This is a genomic window from Pelagerythrobacter rhizovicinus, assembly GCF_004135625.1.
GTDB classification, from domain to species: domain Bacteria; phylum Pseudomonadota; class Alphaproteobacteria; order Sphingomonadales; family Sphingomonadaceae; genus Pelagerythrobacter; species Pelagerythrobacter rhizovicinus.
In genome coordinates this window covers 1,028,324-1,051,136 of the sequence record NZ_SDPV01000002.1, presented here as the reverse complement: position 1 = coordinate 1,051,136, position 22,813 = coordinate 1,028,324, and the positions used below count along the sequence as shown (strand labels likewise).

The window sequence follows — 22,813 nt, the reverse complement described above, 5'->3', positions numbered from 1 at the left end:
TGATCTCTGATCAGTCGGGTTTTAACCCGGAACTTCGGAATAGCCGGTCGGCGCCCGTTGCGTCGTCAAAGGTGTACAACGTAACTGCGTACCGAGATCCCTCCGCGATCGGCCGCCCCCCGTGAATCGCCCGAGTGTCGCATACTAAGAGGGACCCCGCCTCAGCGGTGATAGCCTTACGCTCCTCAGAAACATTCTCGAAACGATAAGTGCCAATAGGATATTTGTTGCGCTGAGAATACAAGTTCCGATGAGAACCCGGAACATATTCGAATGGTCCATTAGCCGCATGTACGTCGCTAAGATACCATATGCATTTCACCTGATGCGAAAAAGGCGAGTCCCTGTGAAGTCCGCCACCTGATCCCTTGTTGCCGCTCCGAGGAATTAAACGATTTGCCATTAAAAGCCACGACTGAGTTGACTTACCCAGATATGAATCGATGGCGCTTATACAACTCTCAACATAAAAGTAGGGCAAGAGCGCGGGAATATCTTTCTCAAATCCGAGTATTCGGCTATCCGAACCAGTTGCATCACGCCAAATTCGGTTATTGTCCCCTCGGTCTAGGACTTGATCGATAGTATTTCTGGCTTCCTCGCAAACCGCCCGCGGAATTACACCCGGAAATATTTGAGCTGTCTCATGCCTAAGAAATTTGAATGGACCCTTCTGTCCACGCAGCCGCATGTGGAAGGAAACGCCTACCACCTTTAAATGGTTGATTAGCACGTTCATCGGATCAACAACCTTAGCTAATCACTAACGAAGTCACGGGGGTATTCCGGGCGACGTCAGTTACGACCTTCGTTCCGATGATCGAGTCGAGCATTTTTGGCGGCAACCCATATCCGGGACGAACGCTACGGACGGACTCCGCCGTGATCGTTTCACCAGCCTTAAGACTCTTGACGAAATAGAGTGAACGGCGGAACTTGATATTGCCGGTTTCGCTCGACTTGCGCCCGTAGTCCACCTCACCCACGGCAGCCCAGGCCGTTCTGGCGTCACGGCACAGGGCCGCGAGCTCTTCCGGCTCCAGTGAAAAGCTGTCATCGGGCCCGCCGCCACCCCGGTCCAGCGTAAAATGCTTCTCGATCAACGAGGCGCCGAGCGCAACCGACGCGATCGCCGTGCTGTTGTCGAGCGTATGATCGGAAAGCCCCGTCACGAGGCCAAAACGACGAATCATGTCGGGAATGGTAGCCAGGTTGTAGTCTTCAGCCGGCGCAGGATAGCCGCTCACACAGTGGAGAATTGCGAGTTCACGACATCCGCCATCGCGTGCCGCCGCTACAGCTTCAGCGATCTCGTCCGCATCAGCCATGCCGGTTGAAATGATCATGGGTTTGCCGGTGCTGGCAACATAGCGGATGAGGGGGAGATCGACGGCCTCGAACGAGGCGATCTTGTAAGCCGGCACATTAAGATCCTCCAACAGGTCCACCGCCGTGCGGTCGAAAGGAGAACTGAACGCCGCGAGGCCGAGTTGCTGCGCTCGCTTAAAAAGCACCTTGTGCCAATCCCATGGCGTGTGAGCCTTTTCGTACAGATCGTACAGAGTCTCGCCATCCCAAAGACCGCCTTCAATGCGGAATTCGGGAGCGTCGCTTTTTAGAGTTATGGTGTCCGCCGTGTACGTTTGCAGCTTGATTGCGTCCGCGCCGGCCTTTGCCGCCTCTTCGACGATCGCGAGCGCTGTTTCAAGGCTTCCGTTGTGATTGGCCGAGAGTTCAGCGATCACATAGGGAGAATACTCGCGGCCGATTACCCTCCCGGCGATGTTAATAGTCGGCGTTTCGTTCATGCCCAGTTCCTTGCCTCAATCGTGCCAGGCCGACTTCAGAAGGCCGAAGCAGAAAACATCGTGATAGCGCGAGCCGTCGAAATGGTGTTCGCGTAGTATGCCTTCACGCAGAAAGCCGAATTTTAAGTGGAAAGCGATCGACGGTTCATTGAACGCGAGGACCCGCCCGCACACTTTATGGAACCCTGCGTGCTGGAATGCGAATCGCAGCGCATGGTGGGAGAGCAGACTGCCAGTTCCCTTCTGTGCACGAGGTGCAACATAGAACCCCCACTCGACGATCCCGCCCTCGCCTAAGACTTGAAACTGAACGAAGCCGATCGCGCGATCATCACGCTCCAGGAGCAGCAACCGTCGTGCCGCGTCCGCCGAAGCACGATCAAACCACGCCTGATGCTCCTCTCGAGTGATCTCATTGGTCGAGAACATAGAGGACCTGACATTCGGATGGTTGCGCCAAGCACGAATGGTTTCGAGATCATCGGCCGCCAGCGGACGCAATCTGCCTGCGGTCTCATCCTGCATATGCCGCATCCATCGCTCTTATCACACGTTCAACGCCGCGCCCGTCGACAACCGATGCGGCGCGTAACGCCATGGCACTTCGGGCCGCATGATCTTGCACCAAGGTGGTCGCCGCAATCGGTAAGTGGGCATCCATGTCGTCCATCTTCACGAGAAGAGCTGCCCCGGCGCTTGCGAGACTCTCCCCGACCACACGTTGATTATCCGCCAGTACAATCATCACGGTAGGGAGCCCTAAGCAGCAGCGCTCCCACGACGACGAACCCGCTGCGCCGATCGCGATATCACTCTCCGCCATAAGCGAGGCCATCGAATCAACTCCTTGCAACACATCCACACTGCACGGTGCTTCTTGAGCAGCAAGCCTGATGTCGGCACTCAGTGGAGCGCCCCATCCCATAACGATCTTCACGCGACAGCTACGCGGCAACCCGGCCGATACCAGCAGTTCCAATACTCTGCGAACAATACTCTCGGTGTCACCGCCACCCAAGCTTACTAGAATCTGCTCCACGCGATCCGTTCGAGTTCGACGTCGGAGCGCATGTTCACGATAGATGGAGAATTCAGGACGAAGTAGAGCGTAGTCGACGCCACACAGCAACGTGGTCTCTGCGGAAACGTGCTCCCGGTACTCTGCCGCTGTCCGCCCGAATGTCTGATCGAGCAGCACATCGCAGTAATGCCCGCGGTCAGCAAGATCGTCGATAACCATCAGGCGATCACAATGCGGGGAAACCGCTTTCTCCCACTCGGCATCGAGGGAATAGTGATCAACCACGATCCATGCTGGTGGATCGCCGCACAACCATGCAATCACAGCGGCCGCATCTTCCGCAGAAGGTGCCGCTAGCCGCGCGGCGTCTCCGCCCTTAAAAGCCTCATGGTTCGCACGCAGAAGCTGCACGGCATGACCACGGCGGGCGATATTCTCACCCAGATGCCCCGGATACTCCCGGCAGATAAATCGGCATTGCCAACCGCGCTCTCTCAAACCGTCCGCCAGCGTGAGGCAGCGCATGACATGCCCTGCGCCAATCGTGAAGGAAGCGTCAGCGCGAAACAAGACAACTGGCGAGGTCACCACGCAGTCCAGCCCCCGTCGACGACGAGGTTGGCGCCATTGACGTATGTTGAAGCATCGGAAGCCAGAAACAGGAGGGGGCCAGCGATTTCGCTGGCCTGTCCCACACGGCCCAACGGAACGCGCTCGGCCAGGCGCGACACGAATTCGGGGCTATTCTCTTGCACCAACCGCGAGGGGAACGGGCCGGGGGAGATGCTGTTGACCCGGATACCCTGAGCGCCAAACTCGCATGCAGCGTAACGCGTCCATTGGACTAAAGCTGCTTTGGCGGCGCCATAGAATGGTGGATTCGTAGCTTTCGCGGTATCGTAAAGACGCGGATCAGGGCTCACCAGACCATACATCGACGCGACGTTGATCACGGACGCATGAAAATCGCGCTCCACGGCTTGGCGCAGGGCCGGAAGCATCGCGTGCAGCAATCTGTGCGCCGAAACGACTGCAACATCGTAGCTCTCTCTATACGCATCGGCAGACGAGTGCTCGATAGTACCGCCGCTACCTGCGTATGCATTGTTCACCAAGATGTTGAGAGGCCTGTCGCCGAGGTACTGTTCCGCCGCGGCTGCCACCGCATCATGATCGACGACATCGAAGGCGGCAGGCTGTGCGCTCCATCCCCGTTCTTGAATCTTGGCGGCGAGGCGCTCGGCGTTTTCAATGTTACGCGCATTGATCAGCACTTCCGCCCCGGCCCCGGCCAAGGCCCAAGCCATTGCGGAACCGAGGTAACCTGTTGCGCCAGTAATGAGCGCGGTGCGTCCCAGAAGATCGGTGGAGACGGACCCGGGTTTCATGCGCTCGGCAGCCATCGCGAGGGGTTCAGCACCTGCTCTCCCAGCTTGACGCGTGTCCGTTCCAATTCCAAGCATTGCTCGTCAGTCAGTGGCGGTCGGTCGAAAGTCGCAATATTCCGTTCGAGTTGGTCGATTGTCTCGATCCCGACCACGACGCCATCGACCCATGGCTGCGAACGCACGAATGCCAATGCCAGATCGGCGCTATCATGGCGCCCGAAGCTCTGCACCAACCGGTCCAGCCATTTCCAAACCACCTCGGGCTCCGTCACACCTGCCCGAGACCAATGCTCTTGGTTGCGCGAAACCAGTAGACCCTGCAGCAGCGCGCTCCGCGCATGAACTTGGATATTCCGTTCGGCTTTGGCCGCGACAATCTTTGGAATTTCCGATCGCCATCGATTATCCAGAACATTGAACGGGAGTTGCAGGTGTGCCACATCGTCGTACTCAAGAACGCTGCGTAACTCTTCGGGACTCTGGATCGACACCCCCAGCGCCCCTATGAGCCCCCGATCCCTAAGGTCTTTCAGACTCTGCCAGATCGCTCCATCATGAGCTGTCAGATGTTCTGCACGGTGCAGCATTACGACATCCAGACTTTCCGTCCCGAGCTCACGGCAAGAACGAAGCACCTGAAATTCGACGTCGTTCGCGATCACACCATAATCCGCGCCAGGTAGGGCAGTGAGATGCGGCTCCAGCTTCGTGAGGAGCTTAACCCGTTCGCGCCAACCTCCGCGCAGAGATTTACCGACCACGGCTTCGCTCGTTCCGTAGGCGCGCGCGGTATCCAACGCACGGACGCCGTTTCGTATCGCAGTTTGGATCAGCTCGCACGCCTCCGCGTCGGCCGGCCGACCGGTTGCGTTTGCAATCCCATACTCCATACCGAGTTGGGCGGTGCCCAGAACAAGCTTCTGGACGGGACGGACTACGAGAGGCTTTTCAACCGACACAACAAGACACGTAAGCAGGTCTGAAAGCGCAACACGGACGGGATCATCTACGTTACGAAATATCCGCGTCGCCAGCAGGTAATCATCAAGAACATCGATCGTGCATCGAAAATTCGCCATATTGACGGGCAGCTTTGGCACGAAATTCGCTGTGGAGGCGTGGCGAGCAATCCACGGTGTCACATGTTCGCGATCCCGCGGATCGGTCGCGCAGATGGCTGCGCGCCGTAAAGCGCCTGCGCGCATCACCTCAGCGCTCACACCGTATGGAAATCCGGAATACTCGCTGTTGCACGACAGGTAATCTACTCCCGCTTCGCAGAATGCATTCTCGATATCTGCAATAAGATTGCCGTCGGGAAAGACATTGTCGGCAGTCAACCTGACGATTGGCGCATCATCTGCACAGTCGCTGATAGCTCCGACAAAACGTCCCAAAACATCCGTGAGGCTGCCGCGAAAGAGCTCGATTCCATTGATTTCAATATATCTTGCCAGTTCATCGTCGTCACGTTCAGTCGATGTGGCGACAATGACTCGATGCCCCCTGTTGGCCGCGCGCTTTGCGGCGAGCACTGCCAGCGGCATCCCTCCGAGAGGCAGAAGCACTTTGCCGGGAAGGCGCGAAGATGACGTCCGCGCCTGGAGTACGATGGTAGCGTTCAACTGGCCGCCTCATGCAATGCCTTGACTACGCGGTCCTGCTCCTCCTCGGTCAACGTCGGATACATCGGCAGGCTTATCGCCTCTCGATAGTATGCTTCAGCATGAGGAAAATCCTCGCGGCGGAGACCGAGTTTTTCATAGTACGGCTGGCGATAGATCGGGATGTAATGAAGATTGACGCCAATTCCCTGCTCTCGCAGAGAAGAGAATACCTCGCGATGGGTCTTTCTGATCTCTCCGAGATTCAGGCGCACGATATAGAGGTGGAGACCTGAGTAGCCGTCAGGATGCTGCCAAGGAAGGGTCAATGGCAGATCCTCGAGCAAATCGTCATATCGACGCGCCAGTTTGTGTCGGCGGGTGACATAATCGTCCAGCCGCTCAATCTGCGATAGACCCAGCGCAGCCTGAACCTCAGTCATCCGGTAATTGTACCCCAGCTCGAGCTGTTCGTAGTACCAGGGGCCGTCGGAGCCGCCAGCCATCAATTGCGGCTCGCGCGTGATGCCGTGACTGCGAAGCAAATTCATTCGCTCGGCTATCCCGGCGTCGTTGGTCAGTGCAATGCCGCCCTCGGCGGTAGTAATAATCTTTACCGGATGAAAACTGAAGATCGTTACATCGCTGTAGCGGCAGTTGCCGATGGGCTCGCCCTGATAGCGCCCACCGATGGCGTGTGATGCATCCTCAATGACATGGAAACCATATTCGCGCGCGAGACGGTAGATCGCTTCCATGTCGCAGGGTTGGCCCGCCAGATGCACGGGCACGACGATCTTCGGTAAACACCCCGCCGCGTTGGCCGTCCTAAGTTTGCGCTCCAAGGCATCGGGAGAGAGATTATAGGTACGAGGATCTACATCGACGAAGTCGACTTTCGCTCCGCAATGGAGCGCACAATTGGATGACGCGACGAAAGTGACCGGCGTGGTCCACAGCCAATCGCCTGGCTTCAACCCCAATGCCAAACAGGCGACGTGCAGGGCCGAGGTCGCGCTATTCATCGCGGACGCATGGCTAGCGCCACAGTACGCCGCCACTTTAGCCTCGAACGCCGGGACGACGGGCCCTTGCGTCAGAAAATCTGATCGGAGGACATCGACGACCGCGTCGATATCTGGCTGCAGAATTTCCTGCCTACCATAAGGGATCCCTCCCATCAGATATTTCCGATCTTGTCTCTGTTGGCGGCAATCCAGTTGCCCAGTTCGTCAGGAGTCATCCACTCTGCATTGTTGTCGCTTGAGTAAACGAAACCCTCAGCCAGTCGCTTGCCATCCTTTATACGTCCTGCATCCTCATCCCACCGATGTATGGTCGGCAGTATTTTGAAGTGCTCCGGATACTCGTAGGTCGAGGTGGCGTCTTCCGCACTTATCATCTGCTCGTGCAACTTCTCGCCCGGACGCATGCCGACAATTTCTAGCTTCGCATCGGGAGCAATCACACGCGCGAGATCGGTCACCTTCATCGAGGGAATTTTCTTCACGTAGATCTCACCCCCCTCCATGTCCTCAAGCGCATGCCACACCAGTTCCACGCCTTGCTCGAGAGAGATCATGAAACGGGTCATCCTCTCATCGGTTATCGGCAAAACACCGCGGTCCTTGATGGACATAAAGAACGGGATGACCGAGCCACGAGATCCCATGACGTTGCCATATCGAACTACCGAGAAACGCGTATCGCGACCTCCCGAATAGGAATTACCAGCCACGAACAGCTTATCCGACGCTAATTTTGTCGCCCCGTAAAGATTTATGGGACTGCTGGCCTTGTCAGTTGAAAGCGCAACAACACGCCTGACGCCCTTATCTATACACGCATCGATCAGATTCATTGCACCGATAACATTGGTTTTTACGCATTCAAAAGGATCGTATTCAGCGGTTGGGACGATTTTAGTCGCCGCAGCGTGAACCACAAAATCGACATCATCCAGCGCGCGGTACAACCTGTCACGATCCCTGACGTCACCAATGAAGAAGCGAACACGGTCATCGTGGGTGAACTTCTTCGCCATCTCCCACTGCTTCATCTCATCGCGTGAGAATATGATGATTTTCTTTGGGTTGTACTTGTCCAATGTCAATGGCACGAATGTGTTACCGAACGAGCCGGTCCCACCGGTTACCAAGACGGTCTTCCCATTTAGCATATCACGAAGTCCTTTGGCGAACGCCTTTAAAGTCAAGCAACCTGCCGGCAGGCTCCGGTAATGCTCGGAACTCTTTATGATCCACGAGCAAAGCTCCTACATCCGCATTCTCCAGAGCTTCTGAAGGCGAAACTAGCCGGGCCCTTCCATCAAGGGAGCGGGGGAGCCGAGCTATATTCGGTTCGACAATCCATATCTCGCCGGCGTGTGAGCGGGATAATTCCTCGACAATGGCCAAGGCCGGACTCTCGCGAAGATCGTCAATGTCGGCCTTAAAGGAAATCCCGTAACACGCAATCACGAGGTCTTCCTCCCTCCGGTCAGCGCTCTCGCCCAGCCACTCTTTGACCGCCTCTCTCAGTTTCTCGATTACCCACCCAGGTTTCGCATCGTTCACCTCACGCGCAGTTCGGATCAGGCGCGCCTCCGCTGGCGTCTTCGAGACGATGAACCAGGGGTCCACTGCGATGCAATGACCACCCACCCCGGGGCCTGGCTGTAGGATATTCACCCGCGGATGGCGGTTGGCGAGGGCAATCAGCTCCCAAACGTCGACGTCGAGCTTATCGCAGATGATTGAAAGCTCGTTCGCGAAGGCAATGTTGACGTCACGGAAGCTGTTTTCGGTCAACTTTGCCATCTCTGCCGTACGGGCGTCAGTGACGACGCATTCCCCTTCAACGAAGAGCTTGTAGAGGGTCACGGCGGCGGTGGAGCATTTCGGCGTCATCCCGCCAATCACGCGATCATTGTGAATCAACTCCTGCATTACCTTGCCCGGCAACACACGCTCCGGGCAATATGCGATGCGGATGTCGGAATCCTCTCCTGCCGCTTGAGGAAAGGTAAGATCCGAGCGGGCCTCCGCCAGCCAATCTGCCATCTGCTCCGTCGCCCCCACTGGCGACGTTGATTCCAGCACTACCAGGTCGCCGCGCTTCAGCACGGGCGCGACAGCGCGGGCGGCCGCTTCGATATAGCTCAGATCGGGCTCCCGATGGTCCCCCTTAAAGGGTGTCGGCACCGCAACAAGGAACGCATCGGCTGGTTCGGGCTGTGAAGTAGCCCGCAAGTAGCCTTCCGTGACGGCCGAGTGCACGGCGATGTCGAGATCGGGCTCGACGATATGAATCTCGCCACAGTTGATAGTATCAACCGCACGCTCGTTCACGTCGACGCCGATCACGCTCAGTTTGCGTGACGCAAACATTGCTGCCGTAGGCAACCCTATGTATCCTAGACCGATAACGGATATCACTTCGAAACGCTTGCTCATACGGCAGTCGCCACCTCCGTTGCATACCCCTTTGCCCATTGCCGTATTGCCGACAAAATCCGCTTGGAAGCCTGTCCATCTCCGTAGGGGTTATGGGCAAAGCTCATCTCTTGGTACGCTTCTCGACTATCTAGTAGCTGCGAAACGTTGCTGACGATGAGGGCCGTATCAGTTCCGACAAGCCGAACCGTACCCGCGTCGAGCGCTTCAGGCCTCTCGGTCGTGTCGCGCATTACCAGCACCGGCTTGCCCAGAGACGGCGCTTCTTCCTGGATACCACCTGAGTCCGTCAGAATGATCGAGGCGCGATTCATCAGGTAGACGAACGGAAGATAGTCCTGGGGCTCGATCAGTCGCACGTTCGGCAAGTCCGAAAGAAGCCGCTCAACAGGGCCTTTCACGTTTGGATTCAGGTGCACCGGGTATACAATCTCAACATCCTCACGAGCCGCAATCTCCACCAGCGCGGCGCAAATACGCTCGAAACCGCCGCCGAAGCTCTCACGGCGATGGCCCGTGACGAGGATTAGGTGCCTTGCCGCATCCAAGTCGAAGTGTCCGGCCAAATCCGCCTCCAGCGAGGCATCGGCTTCAATATGTCCGACGACTTCCTGCAGTGCATCGATCACCGTATTGCCGGTCACATGAATATGCTCGGGCAAGACGTTCTCCGCGATCAGATTCTGCCGTGACCGCTCGGTAGGTGCAAAGTGCAGCCGTGTTACGGTACCAGCGACTTTTCGATTCACCTCCTCAGGCCAAGGGGACAAAATATCCCCTGTCCTCAGCCCCGCCTCGACATGACCTACAGGAATACGCTGGTAGTAGGCGGCCAGCGATGCCGCCAACGTCGTGGAGGTGTCACCGTGAACCAGAACCATGTCGGGCTGAAAGTCGGACAGTATTGGGCGCAGCCCACCAAGCACGTTACATGTAATATCAGTTAGGTCCTGCCCCGGCTTCATCAGATCAAGATCATAGTCGGGTACGATGCCAAACAGGTCGAGGACCTGATCAAGCATCTGCCGGTGCTGCCCCGTCACGCAAACGCGGGCGACCACTCCGTCAGCTCCGGCGAGCGCCTGGACCACAGGCGCCATCTTGATCGCCTCAGGCCTCGTCCCGAACACTGTAAGAATCTTTATGCCGCTATGCATGAGCTCAGATACTCGATCTTGATGCCGTCAGGTCCGCGGCTACTCGCCGGCAGCCAGACAGAGGCGCGTTTGTAATCTTGGCAGTTTAGATGGCAGCCATATGACGGCCAAAGCGATCGCGTCGGGTATCGGGGGCGCAATCGATGTCAAGCACGATGGGGGCGTTCCTCTGTGCGCTCAGCTTGCTTTGTCGGAAACCCTGAGGGGGCTATCTCCTGCGGCTGGTCGGTACTCGGGCACCAGTTCGCTAAGCAGCGAAGTCGCCCCGACGTTATCGCCTCGACTTAGAAACATGCTCATCCGATCCAGTGTGCGTTGCAGAATAGCCCAAGATATCATCGCCTCGTTCGCTTTGAGGATACGTTCATGAATGGTCGGCTCCGGATTGTCGCCGATGAGAAGTTCCTCGTAGAGCTTCTCGCCGGGACGAAGACCAACTTCGCATATTTCGATGTCCCCGTCGGGATTTGCCTCATCTCGAATGCTCATACCCGACAGGTGGATCATGCTTCGGGCTAGGTCGAGGATGCGCACCGGCTCACCCATATCGAGAACAAACACCTCTCCGCCCTTGGCCATCGCGCCTGCCTGGATGACGAGCTGGGCCGCTTCAGGTATCGTCATGAAATATCGCGTGACGTCGCTGTGAGTCAGCGTGACGGGCCCTCCCTCTCTGATCTGACGCTGGAAACGCGGCACGACGGAGCCGCTCGATCCGAGAACGTTACCGAACCGCACCATCGTGAAGATCGTCCGGTCGCGCCTCGGTCCATGCAATTGAGCACGCCCTTGCAGAATCAGTTCGCACACACGCTTCGATGCGCCCATCACGTTTGTAGGCCGCACGGCCTTGTCCGTGCTGATCAGGACGAAGTTCCGCACGCCGCATTTCTCGGCAGCAAGGCAAGCGTTCAATGTACCGAATATGTTGTTGCGCAGACCTGCAATGGGATTGCTTTCAACTAGCGGAACATGTTTGTAAGCCGCTGCGTGAAATACCGTTTCGGGGCGTCGCTTCTCGAAAATGCGCTGTACGGCATCGGAATCACCGAGATCACCTAATACCGGCACGATGGGAACGCGCACGTCGAGCGTATCTGCGAGCGCATCGAGCTCAACTCCTATAGCGTAGAGAGCGTACTCCGACCGCTCGAGGAGGATCAACTCGGCGGGGCGAGAGCGCAATATCTGGCGGCAAAGCTCGCCCCCGATCGATCCGCCAGCCCCTGTCACCATGACCCGCTTTGCCGTCACGGTCTTCCCGATGAGTAACTCATTCGGGCGCACCGGATCGCGGCCGAGAAGATCGTCTATCGAAACGTTCCGCAGATCGCTGACCGAGACCTTTCCATCGATGAGGTTGCCCACGCTTGGCAATGAACGGACTGCCACTGGGTGCTTCTGCAATGCTTCGATGATCGCCTTGCGGCGCAATCGGCTCGCACTGGGAAGCGCCAGGAGAACCTCATCAATGTCGTTGCTATCCAGAAGCGCGTCGAGCTTTGTCGCCGGATGCACGGTAACTCCGTCAAGCTGCTGACCTGCGAGACGCGCATCGTCGTCGATGAACGCGGCGAGCCGCACGTGCGGCTCATGTCGCAACGAGAGGGCGAGCTGCTGACCGGCGCTGCCTGCACCATAGATAGCCACCACCCGGCGAGCGGTGTCCGCGCGATGCCCGTTGACGATGTCGATTAGCACGAACCGGATCGTCAGGCGGCTTACCGCCATCAGCGTGAGAAATATAATGGGTTGAATCAGCGCGATCGTACGGGGAATCCCTGCGAACCCATTGGCCAGGAAGAGGACGGCCATTGGCATCGTGTATATGACGACCGCCGTTCCCAGACCGAACATCGCGCGAGCACCCGAGAAGCGGATGATGGAACGATAGACCCCGCGCCAGCTCGCGATAGGATACCATAAGACCAGCGCCGCGGCCGCAACCAGCAGAACGTTGGTCTCCACGCGGTAGAACTCACCCAGCCGGAGCGAGAACGCCATCCAAACCGCGATCGCGCATAACACACCATCCATCGCGGCCACGATGAGTTGCCGCGTTCGCCGTGGCAACGCGCCGAGCCGCCCGACCGACGAAACGATCGCAATGGCGAGAACCCGCTGCATCATTGATGATCTCTTTGAAAACAGGTTCAGTTGCATTCTGGAGCCGACCTCTTCGTCTCTAGACACCTGCCAGGGCAGACTGCACCCCAAAAAAACTTAGAGGAGGGCAGCTGTTCCGTAATGATCAAGGCGCAAATAGGTGAGTTGAAGGTTCTGGCAAACCCTCGCCCAGATCGGCACGACCGCGCGTGTAGCGCACGCGTCCAGTGGAAGACAACACCAGCTTCAAGAAGCATACGGTGAGGCCGAGGCGCGTCTTGACCTCGATAAGTGCGGCTGCAAGAGAACGCCAATGTTCGCGACGATCTTGCGCCGCCGCCTGCCGCACCGCCAGTTTGGCGTCCACGGGCGCGCCCAGCCTGGCCATGAGATTGGATGATGGAAACGGCACACGCTGTTTCGGACCGACCGAGGCACTCACGGCCTCGCGGGCGCGTGCTGGAGAGGATCTTGTCTTCACGGGCGCGACTAGGGGTCCTTTGCGCATTCCTCGTCACTATTTTTCTGACCGGGGGCAGTTCGCGGGCGGACATGCAATCGCTCATACTGTTGCGCCCAGTCTCGTTGCTTGCCCTAGGGTACGGGCTGCTCACGCTCTCACGAAAGCATATCCGGCAGTACTGGCCCCTCGTCACCATAGCAGGGGTCACCGTGGTCCTGACTGCGGTTCATCTCATCCCCCTGCCGCCGGGGATTTGGCAATCTTTGCCGGGACGAGAGACGATAGCGGAATTGGATGCGCTGCTGGGGCTGAAGGATCAGTGGCGGCCGCTAACGCTGGACCCTCAGGCAACTCGCAATGCCTTGTTTGCACTGGCCACGCCTTGTGCTGTTCTCGTCCTAGGCATCCAGCTCGACGCACGGCAGCACGAGAAGTTATTGACCTTGATCCTGGGACTCGGAGTGTTGACGGCCATCTGGGGATTGCTGCAGCTCATGGGCAGTCCCCGCGGGCCACTCTACCTTTACAGCCTGACGAGTTATGGCTCGCCGGTGGGGCTGTTCGCCAATCGCAATCATCAGGCTGTGTTCCTCGCCAGTCTGATCCCGGTGATGTATTGCTGGGCGCAACTCGCGCAGGGGTTATGGAAAGATATAGGAACCACCAGGGGTAAGCGCGGTGCAATGGCAATGGGTGGTATGCTACTACTCATTCCGTTGATTCTGATAACGGGATCACGCTCCGGGCTGCTGATGCTCGTCTTTTCGGCATGTGTCACGGCCGCACTGATCACCGTGGCGGCGCCTTCCGGCAACAGACGGCGTACACACCGCTCTTCCGCATTAGCGCGCATTGCTCCGGCAGCGGTTGGCGTCGTGGTTGTGGCGGGGCTCGGCCTCGTTACGATCGGCCTGGGACGCGATCGGGCCTTTGAGCGGCTCATCGGCTCCGACCCCATCGCGGACACGCGCGCCGATTTGTTACCCGAGACTTGGCGGATTGCAGCCGATATGTTCCCCTGGGGGGCTGGGATAGGCTCCTTCGACGATGTCTATCGGATGCACGAAGTCGATGCGCTTCTCAGGCCATCGTATGTGAACCATGCACACAACGATTTCTTGGAAGTGCTGATGGCCGGCGGCCTATTGGGAGCTCTGCTTCTGATCTTCACCATAATGCTTTTCGCCGTTCGCGGATGGGCAATATGGCGCGCCGGGCGCGCGGAGATTCGCACCAACATCAGGCCGGCTACAGCGCTGACCGCACTGGCGATCCTGTTCATCGCATCGCTAATCGACTATCCCCTGCGTGTCCCGGCATTGGCGAGCTATGCAGTTCTGCTCGCGATCTGGACTGGCAAGGGTACACAAGTTGCGGATCTTCCACTACGGGAACACGGTCCGCGCCGCACTAGGCGGGGGCAACACTCCGAACACGGCTCCTAAATTTGCGATGACCCGGGCTTGCTTATCGAAAGCGCTCGGGTAAGTGCTCGACATAGATGCGAAATTGGACGAAGAGAATGTCAATCATCAGGTATTTCCTCGTCTGCCTTACGACGGCCGGCTTGCTTGTCGGCTGCGTGAGCAAGGATCGTTCCGTGGCGATGGCGCCTGGGATCGAGTTAACCGACCTTGACAGCCTTCCTCCTCCCGAGGGGGGCTACGTTACCCGCGTGCAGCCGGGTGATCAGCTCGAAATCACGGTTCTCAATTCCGAACCGTTGAGTGGCACTTATATCGTGGACGATCGGGGAAATCTGGATTTCCCGTTGGTCGGCGCCATCGACGTCGACGGGGAATCCGCAACGGGCGTCGGTGAGAAGATCGCGCAGCGGCTTGCAGGTAGATTTCTCCGCGATCCCAGCGTCAGTGTCATCCCCGCGGAGTTGTCTCAGCCCACCGTGTCGGTCGGCGGAGAAGTCGAGAAGCCTGGCGCATATCCGGCGCGGCTTTCTCGGACGCTCGCGCGGACAATCAATAACGCCGGCGGGCTCGCAGAATACGCCAAAACGGACGACGTTGTGGTAATGCGAACCGTCGGCGACACGACATACATCGGTGTATACAACATTGAGGCGATCCAGCGTGGCAACTATCCGGATCCACGTATCTATGCCGACGATATCGTCACGGTAGGCGATTCTCCAGCACGCCGGCGCCTCGAAACCATTCTGCAGTTCGTGCCCCTGCTGACATCGAGCGCGATCCTGATCGATCGCATTGGCAACTAATCGGTCGAGAAGAAACGCAATGGCAGATGCAGTCATATATTCCGCGCAGTCGGACACGGCCGAAAATGCGGACGAGAATTCCGGGATTCTCGCGCTCGAGCGATACTGGCGCCAAGCCGTCAACTCGCGGCTTATTATCGCAGGTATCCTTGTCGCTGGACTCGTGCTCGGTTTGCTGGTTACTTTGCTTTCCACACCGCAGTATCGAAGCACGGCGGTGATCGAGATCAGCCGCGCGACTGCAAATGTCACGAACATCGATCAAACAGAGATCGAAGAACTACAGGCGGACGAGCAATATTTTCAGACGCAATACGAACTACTCGGCTCGCGTTTTCTCGCCGAAGCAGTGGTCGACGCGGCCAATCTGACGGCATCGGAGTCGTTTCGCGATGCCTTTGCTAACGACCCCGAAGCACCGCTTGATCGGCGCGATGCAGTCGAGATTCTTCTAGAAAACATCAGCATTGAGCCGGTGCGACTATCCAATCTCGTGAATGTGCACTTCTCCAGCCCGAACCGCAGCCTCTCCGCCGAGATCGCCAATATCTGGGCAGAGCAGTTCCTTGCAGCAAATTACGAAAAGCGTTTCGGTGCCAATATTGATGCACGGCGCTACTTGCGTGACCAGATCGCGGAACTGCGCGAACGACTCGCCCAGTCGGAGAAAGAATTGGTCGATTATGCTAATGCAAATCAGATCGTCATCGTCGATACGGGCGTTAGCGACGACGATAGCAGCAGCGCCGCACGATCACTGATTGGAGATACTCTCACCACTCTCAATCAGGCGTTAGCGCAAGCCACCGCAGAAAGGATCGCTGCTGAAAGTGCCTTGAGGGCGAAAGCCACGTCCGCTGAAGCGCGCGTAGCATCCAGTCAGCTCCGTAGCATGTTGGCCGCGGCCGAGGCGAAGCTTGCCAGTCTGAGCGCAAACTTCGGCCCAGGGTATCCGGAAGTCCAGGCCGCTCAATCCGAGGTGGAGGCGATCCGCGAGTCCATCGCATCTTCGCAGGGCCGCGATATTTCAGGACTGGAGGCGGCGTATCGTCAGGCGCGTAGTGAAGAGGCCCAACTGCAGGCGCAAGTACAACAGGTCCAAGATCGGTTCCTATCGCAGCAAGGTGGCGGGATTCAGTATGGAATCCTGAAGCGCGAAGTTGACACCAATCGTCAGTTATACGACGCACTTCTGCAGCGTTCGAAGGAGCTTGAAGCCGCCGGCGCCGGCAAAAACAACATGACGTTGGTTCAACCTGCCTTGCCGGCGGAAGCGCCCTACAAACCTTCGCTGATCTTGAACCTAGCGTTAGCCCTGCTTGTGGCTGGAGCCGTTGCCGCGACCGTCGTCTTTCTCCGCGAGACGATGGATCGAACGATCCGGGATCCGAACGACGTCCAACGCTTGTTCAGTCTGCCAACACTCGGTCTCATCCCGCGCGTGGAGCAAGACGATCTGCTCGACGAACTCCGTCGGCGCAGTTCGGAGCTGTCGGAAGCCTATGTAGCCGCGCGATCGAACATTTCGTTCCTAACGCCGCAAGGTGCGCCGAGGTCGCTAATGCTCACCAGCACCCGGCCAAACGAGGGTAAGTCGCTGACATCAGTCGCGATCTGCCGCAGTTTCGCCCAACTCGACAAGCGGACGCTGCTGATCGATGCCGACCTTCGCAATACGGCTCTTGTGGATTTTCTGGGCAAGCAGGCTTCGAAAGATGCCGGGTTGAGCAGTCTTCTCGTCGGCGAAAGGGATCCCCAAACGGTCACTATACCGATCGAGGAACATGGGTTCGACCTAATCCCTAGCGGGACGATGCCGCCGAATCCTGCGGACCTTCTGGCGACCGACGGCCTTGCTCAGTTGATCGCGAAGCTCGAGCAGAGTTACGACTTCATCCTGGTGGACGGCCCGCCCGTTCTCGGCCTCGCTGACGCGCTGGAGATCTCCACAGCGGTCCAAGGCGTGGTCTACGTCATCGAATCCAATGACGTGAAGATCCGCGCCATCGACAATGCGCTGCGCCGCCTGCGCGCGGCCAACGCGAAGGTCTACGGCGCGATCGTGACCAAGCTCGATGATCGCAACTCGGCCTATGGCTATGGTTACGGATATGGCTACGGATACGGCTATGGCGAACCCGTAGACGATGCAAATGCCGCACGCGCCTGAGGCACCGCCGAGCCGCCGGCGTCTGGCGCTGGTGGTCCTGGTATTTCCCGTTCTTGCGGTTCTTTCGGCCGTACAAACGCTGGCCATCGTGGGCGAGAACGGCCAGCCCGACAAGGCGGCGGCGATCGCGCCTTGGGACGGTTCGGCACAGGCCCACTTCGCGAAAGCCGCATACCAGAGCCAGCTCGCCCAGAATCCTGCGACAACGGAACCGCCGGTCGACTGGATCGCGGATCTCGCGCTTGAGGCCTACCAGCGCCAACCGTTGGTACCCGGCGCGCTGGCGGTGATCGGCGCGGAGCGAACCGGCAACGGAAATGCCGCGTTCTGGGATGCGGCGGCAAAGGTCAGTCGCCGCGATACACTTCTCCAGGGGATGCTCCTCAACTTCCATTTGCAAGCTGACAACCTCGACCGCACAATCCGCGTTCTCAATCAGATTCTTCAAGTGCGCATTGAACAGCGGCCGGCTGCCTACGCGGCAATGACCCAGGCACTTCGCGATCCCCGCTCGGTGGCTACGTTCGTAGACATTCTCGAAACGGGGCCTGATTGGCTAGACGGCTTTCTCATTACTGCGTCACGCGACGATAACGCGCTGGGAAACCTCGGTCTCATCCGGCAACAACTGCCCGACGAAGTCGTCGACCCAACAACCGATCGTGGATTGGTGCGCGCCTTCGCGAACGCGGGCGAACTCGATCTCGCCCATGATTTATATGCGAGGCATCCCGACGATGCCGGCGGCTGGAACTCGGGAATCCCGCCGTTCGACTGGACGTTGGCCAATCAACCTGGTTTTCGTGCCCAGGTCATGGGCGGCGAAGATGAGCTTCAGTTGACCATCGCGCGCGGCAAAGGCGGCGTGTTCGCAAGTCGCATTTTGCCGGCGCACTCACGGACGTTCAGCATCCGCGGTCAGCATGACCTGAGGCCGCAGCAGCAGGTGGACAGGCTGGAGATCGCGGTGAGGTGCGTCGGCGACAACGCCCCCGTTGCGCGGACGAATCTCGCCGGGGGGAAGATCGTGCTCAATGCCGACTTGCCGGCAGACTGCGGTTTCGTGGAGATTTCGCTCTCGGGTCGAGCGTGGTCGGATGGGCAACGAGTGACCGGCAGCATTGCACCGCTCATTATCAACGCCGGGGAATGACGAGCCCTTCTCCAGAGGGCGAACGGCATCTACCGCATTGACGCGACGCAAATGATGCAGGCAAGGTGAGGGCAATGCGCAAGGTCCTCGTCACCGGCAGCGCCGGCTTCATCGGCTTCCACCTGTCCAAACTGCTGCTCGAGGAAGGTTTCGCCGTCGTCGGCTACGACGGCATAACCGACTACTACGACGTTCGTCTCAAGGAACGGCGGCATCAGATGCTGCTGCAGCATGAGCATTTCAGCGCCACTGTCGGCATGCTGGAGGATTTCGATAAGCTCCATGCGCTCGCCATGGCGGAGCGGCCGGACGTGATCGTCCATCTCGCGGCGCAGGCCGGGGTGCGCTATTCGCTCGAGAACCCCCGCGCCTACATCGACGCGAATATCGTCGGCACGTTCAACGTGATGGAGTGTGCGCGCGAGCTCGGGGTGGAGCATCTGCTCATGGCCAGCACGAGCTCGGTCTACGGCGCGAACGAAGAGATGCCGTTCGACGAACGGGAGAAGTGCGACACGCAGCTCACGCTCTACGCCGCGACGAAGAAAGCGAACGAGTCGATGGCGCACAGCTATGCGCACCTGTGGAACCTGCCGACGACGATGTTCCGCTTCTTCACGGTCTACGGCCCCTGGGGCCGCCCGGACATGGCGCTGTTCAAGTTCACCAAGGGCATTCTCGAAGGCACGCCGATCGACATCTACAACCGCGGCGAGATGTACCGCGACTTCACCTACGTGACTGACCTGGTGCGCGGTATCCGCCTGCTGATCGACGCCGTGCCGGAGCGCGCGGAGAGCGCCGACGACGTCCCGCAGCATGACAGCCTCTCACCCGCGGCACCGTTTCGCGTGGTCAATATCGGCAACAGCGACAAGGTTCGCCTGATGGACTTCGTCGAGGCGATCGAAGCCGAATGCGGACGCGAAGCGGTGAAGAACTTCATGGACATGCAGAAAGGCGACGTGCCGGCCACCTGGGCCGATGCAACACTGCTGCAGGAACTCACCGGCTATCGCCCGCAGACCGGCGTGAAGGAAGGCATTCGGCAGTTCGTTGGGTGGTATCGCGATTATTACGGAGTCTAATCCGCGAGCCCGCTACCACTGCTAGCGGGTTCGGATAAGCGCCGCCTCAGCTTTGCGGCGTTTCCTGCGGTTCCGGTGTTTCGGGAGCGTCCATGATCGGTTCGGCGTCTTCGCTCGGCAGAATTTCCGGGTTCTGTTCGTCGGGCAATTCCGCGTCGCGTTCGCGTTCGAGGCGTTCCATGTACTCGCGCTCGATCTGCTCGACGCGTTCCTGCTCGGCCGCGGCCGATTCGTCGATCGTGGACAGGCGTTCTGCGCGGGCGGCGGCGATGAGTTCGCTGAAGCGGACGCTCGCGCTGGTCGATCGTTCGCCATAGGCGCGGCGGATGAGATCCTCCGTACAGCCGGTAAAACCGCCCGCGCCCGCGGTGGAGCACGAGAGCGTGCCGAAGTCTCCGATCATCTCGAGCGACTCGACGCGCCGGGTCCAGGCGGTGTTCGCGGGATCGTCGCTGAAGCGCAGTGTCTCGGGGATGCGGAAGCGTTCCGATTCAGGCAGGCGCGCGACGACACAGATCTCGCCTTCGGGGCACGGCGGTGCGGCATCCTCGCCGTAGACCACCGACATGCGCACGTCGTCCGGCACCTCCTCCACCGTCGCCTGCGCCGCCAGCGGACTGGCGAGGAACGCGGCGCCGGATAGCGCGACTGCTGCGAAAAGCGACTTCATGCGATGGCTGTCCTACTTGCGTTTGCCGGCACTCTCCGGCCCGGGCCGTGAACACTATATGAAGCGTGTGGAGGGCGAAAGCGGTTCCCGCCCTCGTCCGTCAAACGCGCGCCGCAAGTTTGATCGCAACGCGGCAGCCGAAGCGGATCGCGCCGGAGAGCAGCGGATAGGCCGGTGCCTTCTCCGCGCCTGCAGCCAGGGCCGCATCGCGATGCGCGCGCTCGTCCTCGCGGAACTCGTCGATCATAGCCGCAAGCTCGGGATCGGCGTCGCTTTCGGCGAGCCGGTCGAGCTGCTCCGAATAGTGGCGGTCGATCTCCTCCTCGACCGCTGCGGTGCAGGCCATGGCCGCCTCGGGCCCGATCAGCGCCGTACCCGCGCCGAGCGCATATCCAGCCGCCGACCAGAACGGCTGCAGCGCAGTCGGGCGTACGCCGCGCCGCGCCATCAGAGCGTCGAACCTGGCCCGGTGCCCTTTCTCCTGCTCCGCCATCTCGGCTATCTCCGCCGCGTGCGGGCCGCGATCGCCGATTACGTCGAGTTGACCCTGGTAGATGCGCGTGGCGCCGAACTCGCCCGCCTGGTCGACACGGATCATCCGTGCGATTTCCTGCTTCGTCATGACGTGCGCCTCTCTTTCGCCAGCAGCCAGAGGATCGCCAGGCCGCCCGCCGCCGAGAACAGGAAGTTCCATCCTGCCAGCGAGATGCCGGCCAGCGTCCACGGCGCCTGATCGCAGCGGACCATCGGCGCGTTCATGATCGCTTCCAGCGGGTCGCCGGTGCCGGCCTGCGAGGTGACCGCGCAGGCGGTCACGCCTTCCCACCAGCCGTACTCGACACCTGCATGAAACGCCCCGATGGCGCCCGAGACGAGGATGGCAAGCGCCGCGAGTGCAATCCACAGCCGCCGCGGCAGTGCCACGGTCGAGAGCAGCGCAAGCGCAACCGCGGCGAAGTGCGGCCAGCGCTGCCACCAGCACATCTCGCACGGATAGAGGCCGAAGCCGTACTGCGAGATATAGGCTCCCGCGAGCAGCAGCGCGGGCACGCCCAGCGCAAGCCGCTGCGCCAGCCGGCCATGGGGCGTATCGATCATTCTCCCGCGGCCCTACTTCCGGCGCGCAAGCGCGCTGGGCGAAGTGCGGCGCAGCGTTTCGAGCGCGTAGTGGAGCTGGTAGTCCTCGATCCCTTGCTCTTTGAGCTCGGCCGCAGTTGCCGTGAAGCGCGGGTCTTCCCGCTGATCCCGCTCGAACTCTTCGTCCTTGAGCGCTGCTTCGTTGACGAGGTGCCCGCGCAGGTCCGATTCGCGGAGCACGAACTTGGCGCGCTTCGCGAGATCGGGGTCCGAAAGCTGGGGAACCGCTATATCGGGCTCGATACCGCCTTCCTGCACCGAATGACCCGCGGGAGTGTAGTAGCGCGCTGTGGTGAGCTTGAGAGCGGCGTCGCGGCCCAGCGGCAGCAGCGTCTGCACGCTGCCCTTGCCGAAGCTGCGCTGCCCCATGACCACGGCGCGGCGATGATCCTGCAGTGCGCCGGCGACGATTTCGCTGGCGGACGCCGACCCTGCATCGATCAGCACGATCATCGGCACGCCCTCCGCGATCTCGCCGCGATAGACCGTCTCGGCATCGTAGATGTAGGTTTCGCCCGCCGCGCGGCCGCGCTGGGAGACGATGCGTCCTTCGTCGAGGAAGAGGTCACTGAGTGCGACCGCTTCGTCGAGCGAACCGCCGGGATTGGTGCGCAGGTCGAGCACCAGGCCGTTGAGGCCGCCCGAAGCCTGCTTGTCGAGCGCCTCCCAGGCGGAGAACACGTCGGCGCCCACGTCGCGCGAGAATTCGTTGACCATGATGACGCCGATATTGCCGGGCTCGAGTTCGTAGGTGACCGGCTCGAGCTCGATCAGCCCGCGCGTCACCGTGACGTCGAACGGCTCGTCGCGCCCCGGGCGGAAGATCGTCAGGCGGATGGTGGTGTCGGCAGGTCCGCGCATACGGCTGACCGCCTCGTCCAGATCGCCGCCGTAGATCAGCTCGCCGTCGAGGTGGGTGATGTAGTCGCCCGCCTTGAGCCCGGCCTCCATCGCCGGACTGCCGCGGAACGGCGAAATGATCTTCACCGCGCCGTCGTCCATCTGCACCGAAAGGCCGAGTCCCGTGTAGTTGCCGTCGATCATCGTTTCGAGCCGCTGCAGGTCCGAACCGTCGAGGTAGGCGGAGTGCGGATCGAGGCTGGCGAGCATGCCGTCGATCGCGCCGCGGATCAGGGTCTCGTCATCGACCGGCTCGACGTAGTTGGCCTTGATTCGCTCGTAGGTGGCGAACAGGCGCGCGAATTCGGGGCCGGCGCGGCCGTCCACTTGCGCGATGCCCGCAGTTGTCGCGGGTATCAGCGCCACTGCCGTGACGAGCGCGGCCGAACGGGCGAGGTCCGCGAACTTGATGGCCATAGAGCCTCCTTTGCGAGAGCGCTTTTATCGCGCACGCGGGCTG

21 protein-coding genes are annotated in these 22,813 nt (G+C 59.7%); 5 read left to right on the top strand and 16 right to left on the bottom strand.

Annotated elements, in window-relative coordinates:
• Positions 1–10: 10 nt before the first annotated feature.
• The 12 genes from ETX26_RS14600 to ETX26_RS12840 all read right to left on the bottom strand — a co-directional run bounded on the left by ETX26_RS14600 (position 11) and on the right by ETX26_RS12840 (position 12,927).
• Positions 11–691 (bottom strand): phytanoyl-CoA dioxygenase family protein, encoded by a 681-nt coding sequence (locus tag ETX26_RS14600; protein ID WP_225425809.1) that lies wholly within the window; start codon positions 689–691, stop codon positions 11–13.
• Between the two features lie 61 nt (positions 692–752).
• Positions 753–1,808: a pseudaminic acid synthase gene (pseI, locus tag ETX26_RS12890; RefSeq protein WP_129525060.1), complete on the bottom strand. Its 1,056-nt coding sequence runs from the start codon at positions 1,806–1,808 to the stop codon at positions 753–755.
• A 15-nt stretch (positions 1,809–1,823) separates the two neighbouring features.
• Positions 1,824–2,333: a UDP-4-amino-4,6-dideoxy-N-acetyl-beta-L-altrosamine N-acetyltransferase gene (gene pseH, locus ETX26_RS12885; protein ID WP_225425775.1), complete on the bottom strand. Its 510-nt coding sequence runs from the start codon at positions 2,331–2,333 to the stop codon at positions 1,824–1,826.
• Positions 2,323–3,417 (bottom strand): UDP-2,4-diacetamido-2,4,6-trideoxy-beta-L-altropyranose hydrolase, encoded by a 1,095-nt coding sequence (pseG, locus tag ETX26_RS12880; RefSeq protein ID WP_165271771.1) that lies wholly within the window; start codon positions 3,415–3,417, stop codon positions 2,323–2,325. Before pseG ends, pseH begins: the two co-directional genes overlap by 11 nt.
• The gene (locus tag ETX26_RS12875; RefSeq protein ID WP_225425774.1) at positions 3,414–4,232 is read right to left on the bottom strand and encodes an SDR family NAD(P)-dependent oxidoreductase; all 819 of its coding nucleotides are present in this window, start codon (positions 4,230–4,232) and stop codon (positions 3,414–3,416) included. Before ETX26_RS12875 ends, pseG begins: the two co-directional genes overlap by 4 nt.
• Positions 4,214–5,842, bottom strand: coding sequence for an aldo/keto reductase (locus ETX26_RS12870; RefSeq protein ID WP_129525058.1), 1,629 nt, complete (start codon positions 5,840–5,842; stop codon positions 4,214–4,216). The genes ETX26_RS12875 and ETX26_RS12870 overlap by 19 nt, the downstream gene beginning before the upstream one ends.
• Entirely contained in the window at positions 5,839–7,002 is a 1,164-nt protein-coding gene (pseC, locus tag ETX26_RS12865) for a UDP-4-amino-4,6-dideoxy-N-acetyl-beta-L-altrosamine transaminase (RefSeq protein WP_129525057.1), read from the bottom strand. Before pseC ends, ETX26_RS12870 begins: the two co-directional genes overlap by 4 nt.
• A complete protein-coding gene (gene pseB, locus ETX26_RS12860; RefSeq protein WP_129525056.1) occupies positions 7,002–8,000 on the bottom strand; it encodes a UDP-N-acetylglucosamine 4,6-dehydratase (inverting) in 999 nt (332 codons plus the stop codon). Before pseB ends, pseC begins: the two co-directional genes overlap by 1 nt.
• A 1-nt stretch (position 8,001) precedes the next feature.
• Positions 8,002–9,276, bottom strand: a complete 1,275-nt coding sequence (gene wecC, locus ETX26_RS12855) for a UDP-N-acetyl-D-mannosamine dehydrogenase (protein ID WP_129525055.1) — start codon at positions 9,274–9,276, stop codon at positions 8,002–8,004.
• On the bottom strand, positions 9,273–10,433 hold the full coding sequence (gene wecB / locus ETX26_RS12850) for a non-hydrolyzing UDP-N-acetylglucosamine 2-epimerase (protein WP_191984720.1): 1,161 nt from the start codon (positions 10,431–10,433) through the stop codon (positions 9,273–9,275). Before wecB ends, wecC begins: the two co-directional genes overlap by 4 nt.
• 177 nt (positions 10,434–10,610) lie before the next feature.
• Positions 10,611–12,596, bottom strand: coding sequence for a polysaccharide biosynthesis protein (locus ETX26_RS12845; protein ID WP_225425773.1), 1,986 nt, complete (start codon positions 12,594–12,596; stop codon positions 10,611–10,613).
• Between the two features lie 88 nt (positions 12,597–12,684).
• On the bottom strand, positions 12,685–12,927 hold the full coding sequence (locus ETX26_RS12840; protein ID WP_129525054.1) for a hypothetical protein: 243 nt from the start codon (positions 12,925–12,927) through the stop codon (positions 12,685–12,687).
• 164 nt (positions 12,928–13,091) lie between these two features.
• Here ETX26_RS12840 and ETX26_RS12835 point away from each other — a divergent pair, with 164 nt between their 5' ends.
• From ETX26_RS12835 to ETX26_RS12815, 5 genes are all read left to right on the top strand, one after another.
• Positions 13,092–14,447 (top strand): O-antigen ligase family protein, encoded by a 1,356-nt coding sequence (locus ETX26_RS12835; protein ID WP_165271770.1) that lies wholly within the window; start codon positions 13,092–13,094, stop codon positions 14,445–14,447.
• A gap of 77 nt (positions 14,448–14,524) precedes the next feature.
• On the top strand, positions 14,525–15,235 hold the full coding sequence (locus tag ETX26_RS12830) for a polysaccharide biosynthesis/export family protein (RefSeq protein ID WP_165271769.1): 711 nt from the start codon (positions 14,525–14,527) through the stop codon (positions 15,233–15,235).
• Between the two features lie 19 nt (positions 15,236–15,254).
• Positions 15,255–17,405 (top strand): GumC family protein, encoded by a 2,151-nt coding sequence (locus ETX26_RS12825; RefSeq protein WP_129525051.1) that lies wholly within the window; start codon positions 15,255–15,257, stop codon positions 17,403–17,405.
• Positions 17,383–18,558, top strand: a complete 1,176-nt coding sequence (locus ETX26_RS12820) for a hypothetical protein (protein WP_129525050.1) — start codon at positions 17,383–17,385, stop codon at positions 18,556–18,558. The genes ETX26_RS12825 and ETX26_RS12820 overlap by 23 nt, the downstream gene beginning before the upstream one ends.
• Positions 18,559–18,632: 74 nt before the next feature.
• Entirely contained in the window at positions 18,633–19,646 is a 1,014-nt protein-coding gene (locus ETX26_RS12815; protein ID WP_129525049.1) for an NAD-dependent epimerase/dehydratase family protein, read from the top strand.
• 46 nt (positions 19,647–19,692) lie between these two features.
• Here ETX26_RS12815 and ETX26_RS12810 read toward each other — a convergent pair whose 3' ends face one another.
• The 4 genes from ETX26_RS12810 to ETX26_RS12795 form a co-directional block, all read right to left on the bottom strand.
• Positions 19,693–20,316, bottom strand: a complete 624-nt coding sequence (locus tag ETX26_RS12810) for a hypothetical protein (RefSeq protein ID WP_129525048.1) — start codon at positions 20,314–20,316, stop codon at positions 19,693–19,695.
• Positions 20,317–20,416: 100 nt separating this feature from the next.
• On the bottom strand, positions 20,417–20,938 hold the full coding sequence (locus ETX26_RS12805) for a demethoxyubiquinone hydroxylase family protein (protein ID WP_129525047.1): 522 nt from the start codon (positions 20,936–20,938) through the stop codon (positions 20,417–20,419).
• Positions 20,935–21,414 (bottom strand): disulfide bond formation protein B, encoded by a 480-nt coding sequence (locus tag ETX26_RS12800; protein ID WP_129525046.1) that lies wholly within the window; start codon positions 21,412–21,414, stop codon positions 20,935–20,937. The genes ETX26_RS12805 and ETX26_RS12800 overlap by 4 nt, the downstream gene beginning before the upstream one ends.
• A gap of 12 nt (positions 21,415–21,426) precedes the next feature.
• Positions 21,427–22,770 carry a S41 family peptidase gene (locus ETX26_RS12795; RefSeq protein WP_404825295.1) on the bottom strand — a complete coding sequence of 448 codons (1,344 nt, stop codon included), beginning with the start codon at positions 22,768–22,770 and terminating at the stop codon, positions 21,427–21,429.
• Between the last annotated feature and the right edge of the window lie 43 nt (positions 22,771–22,813).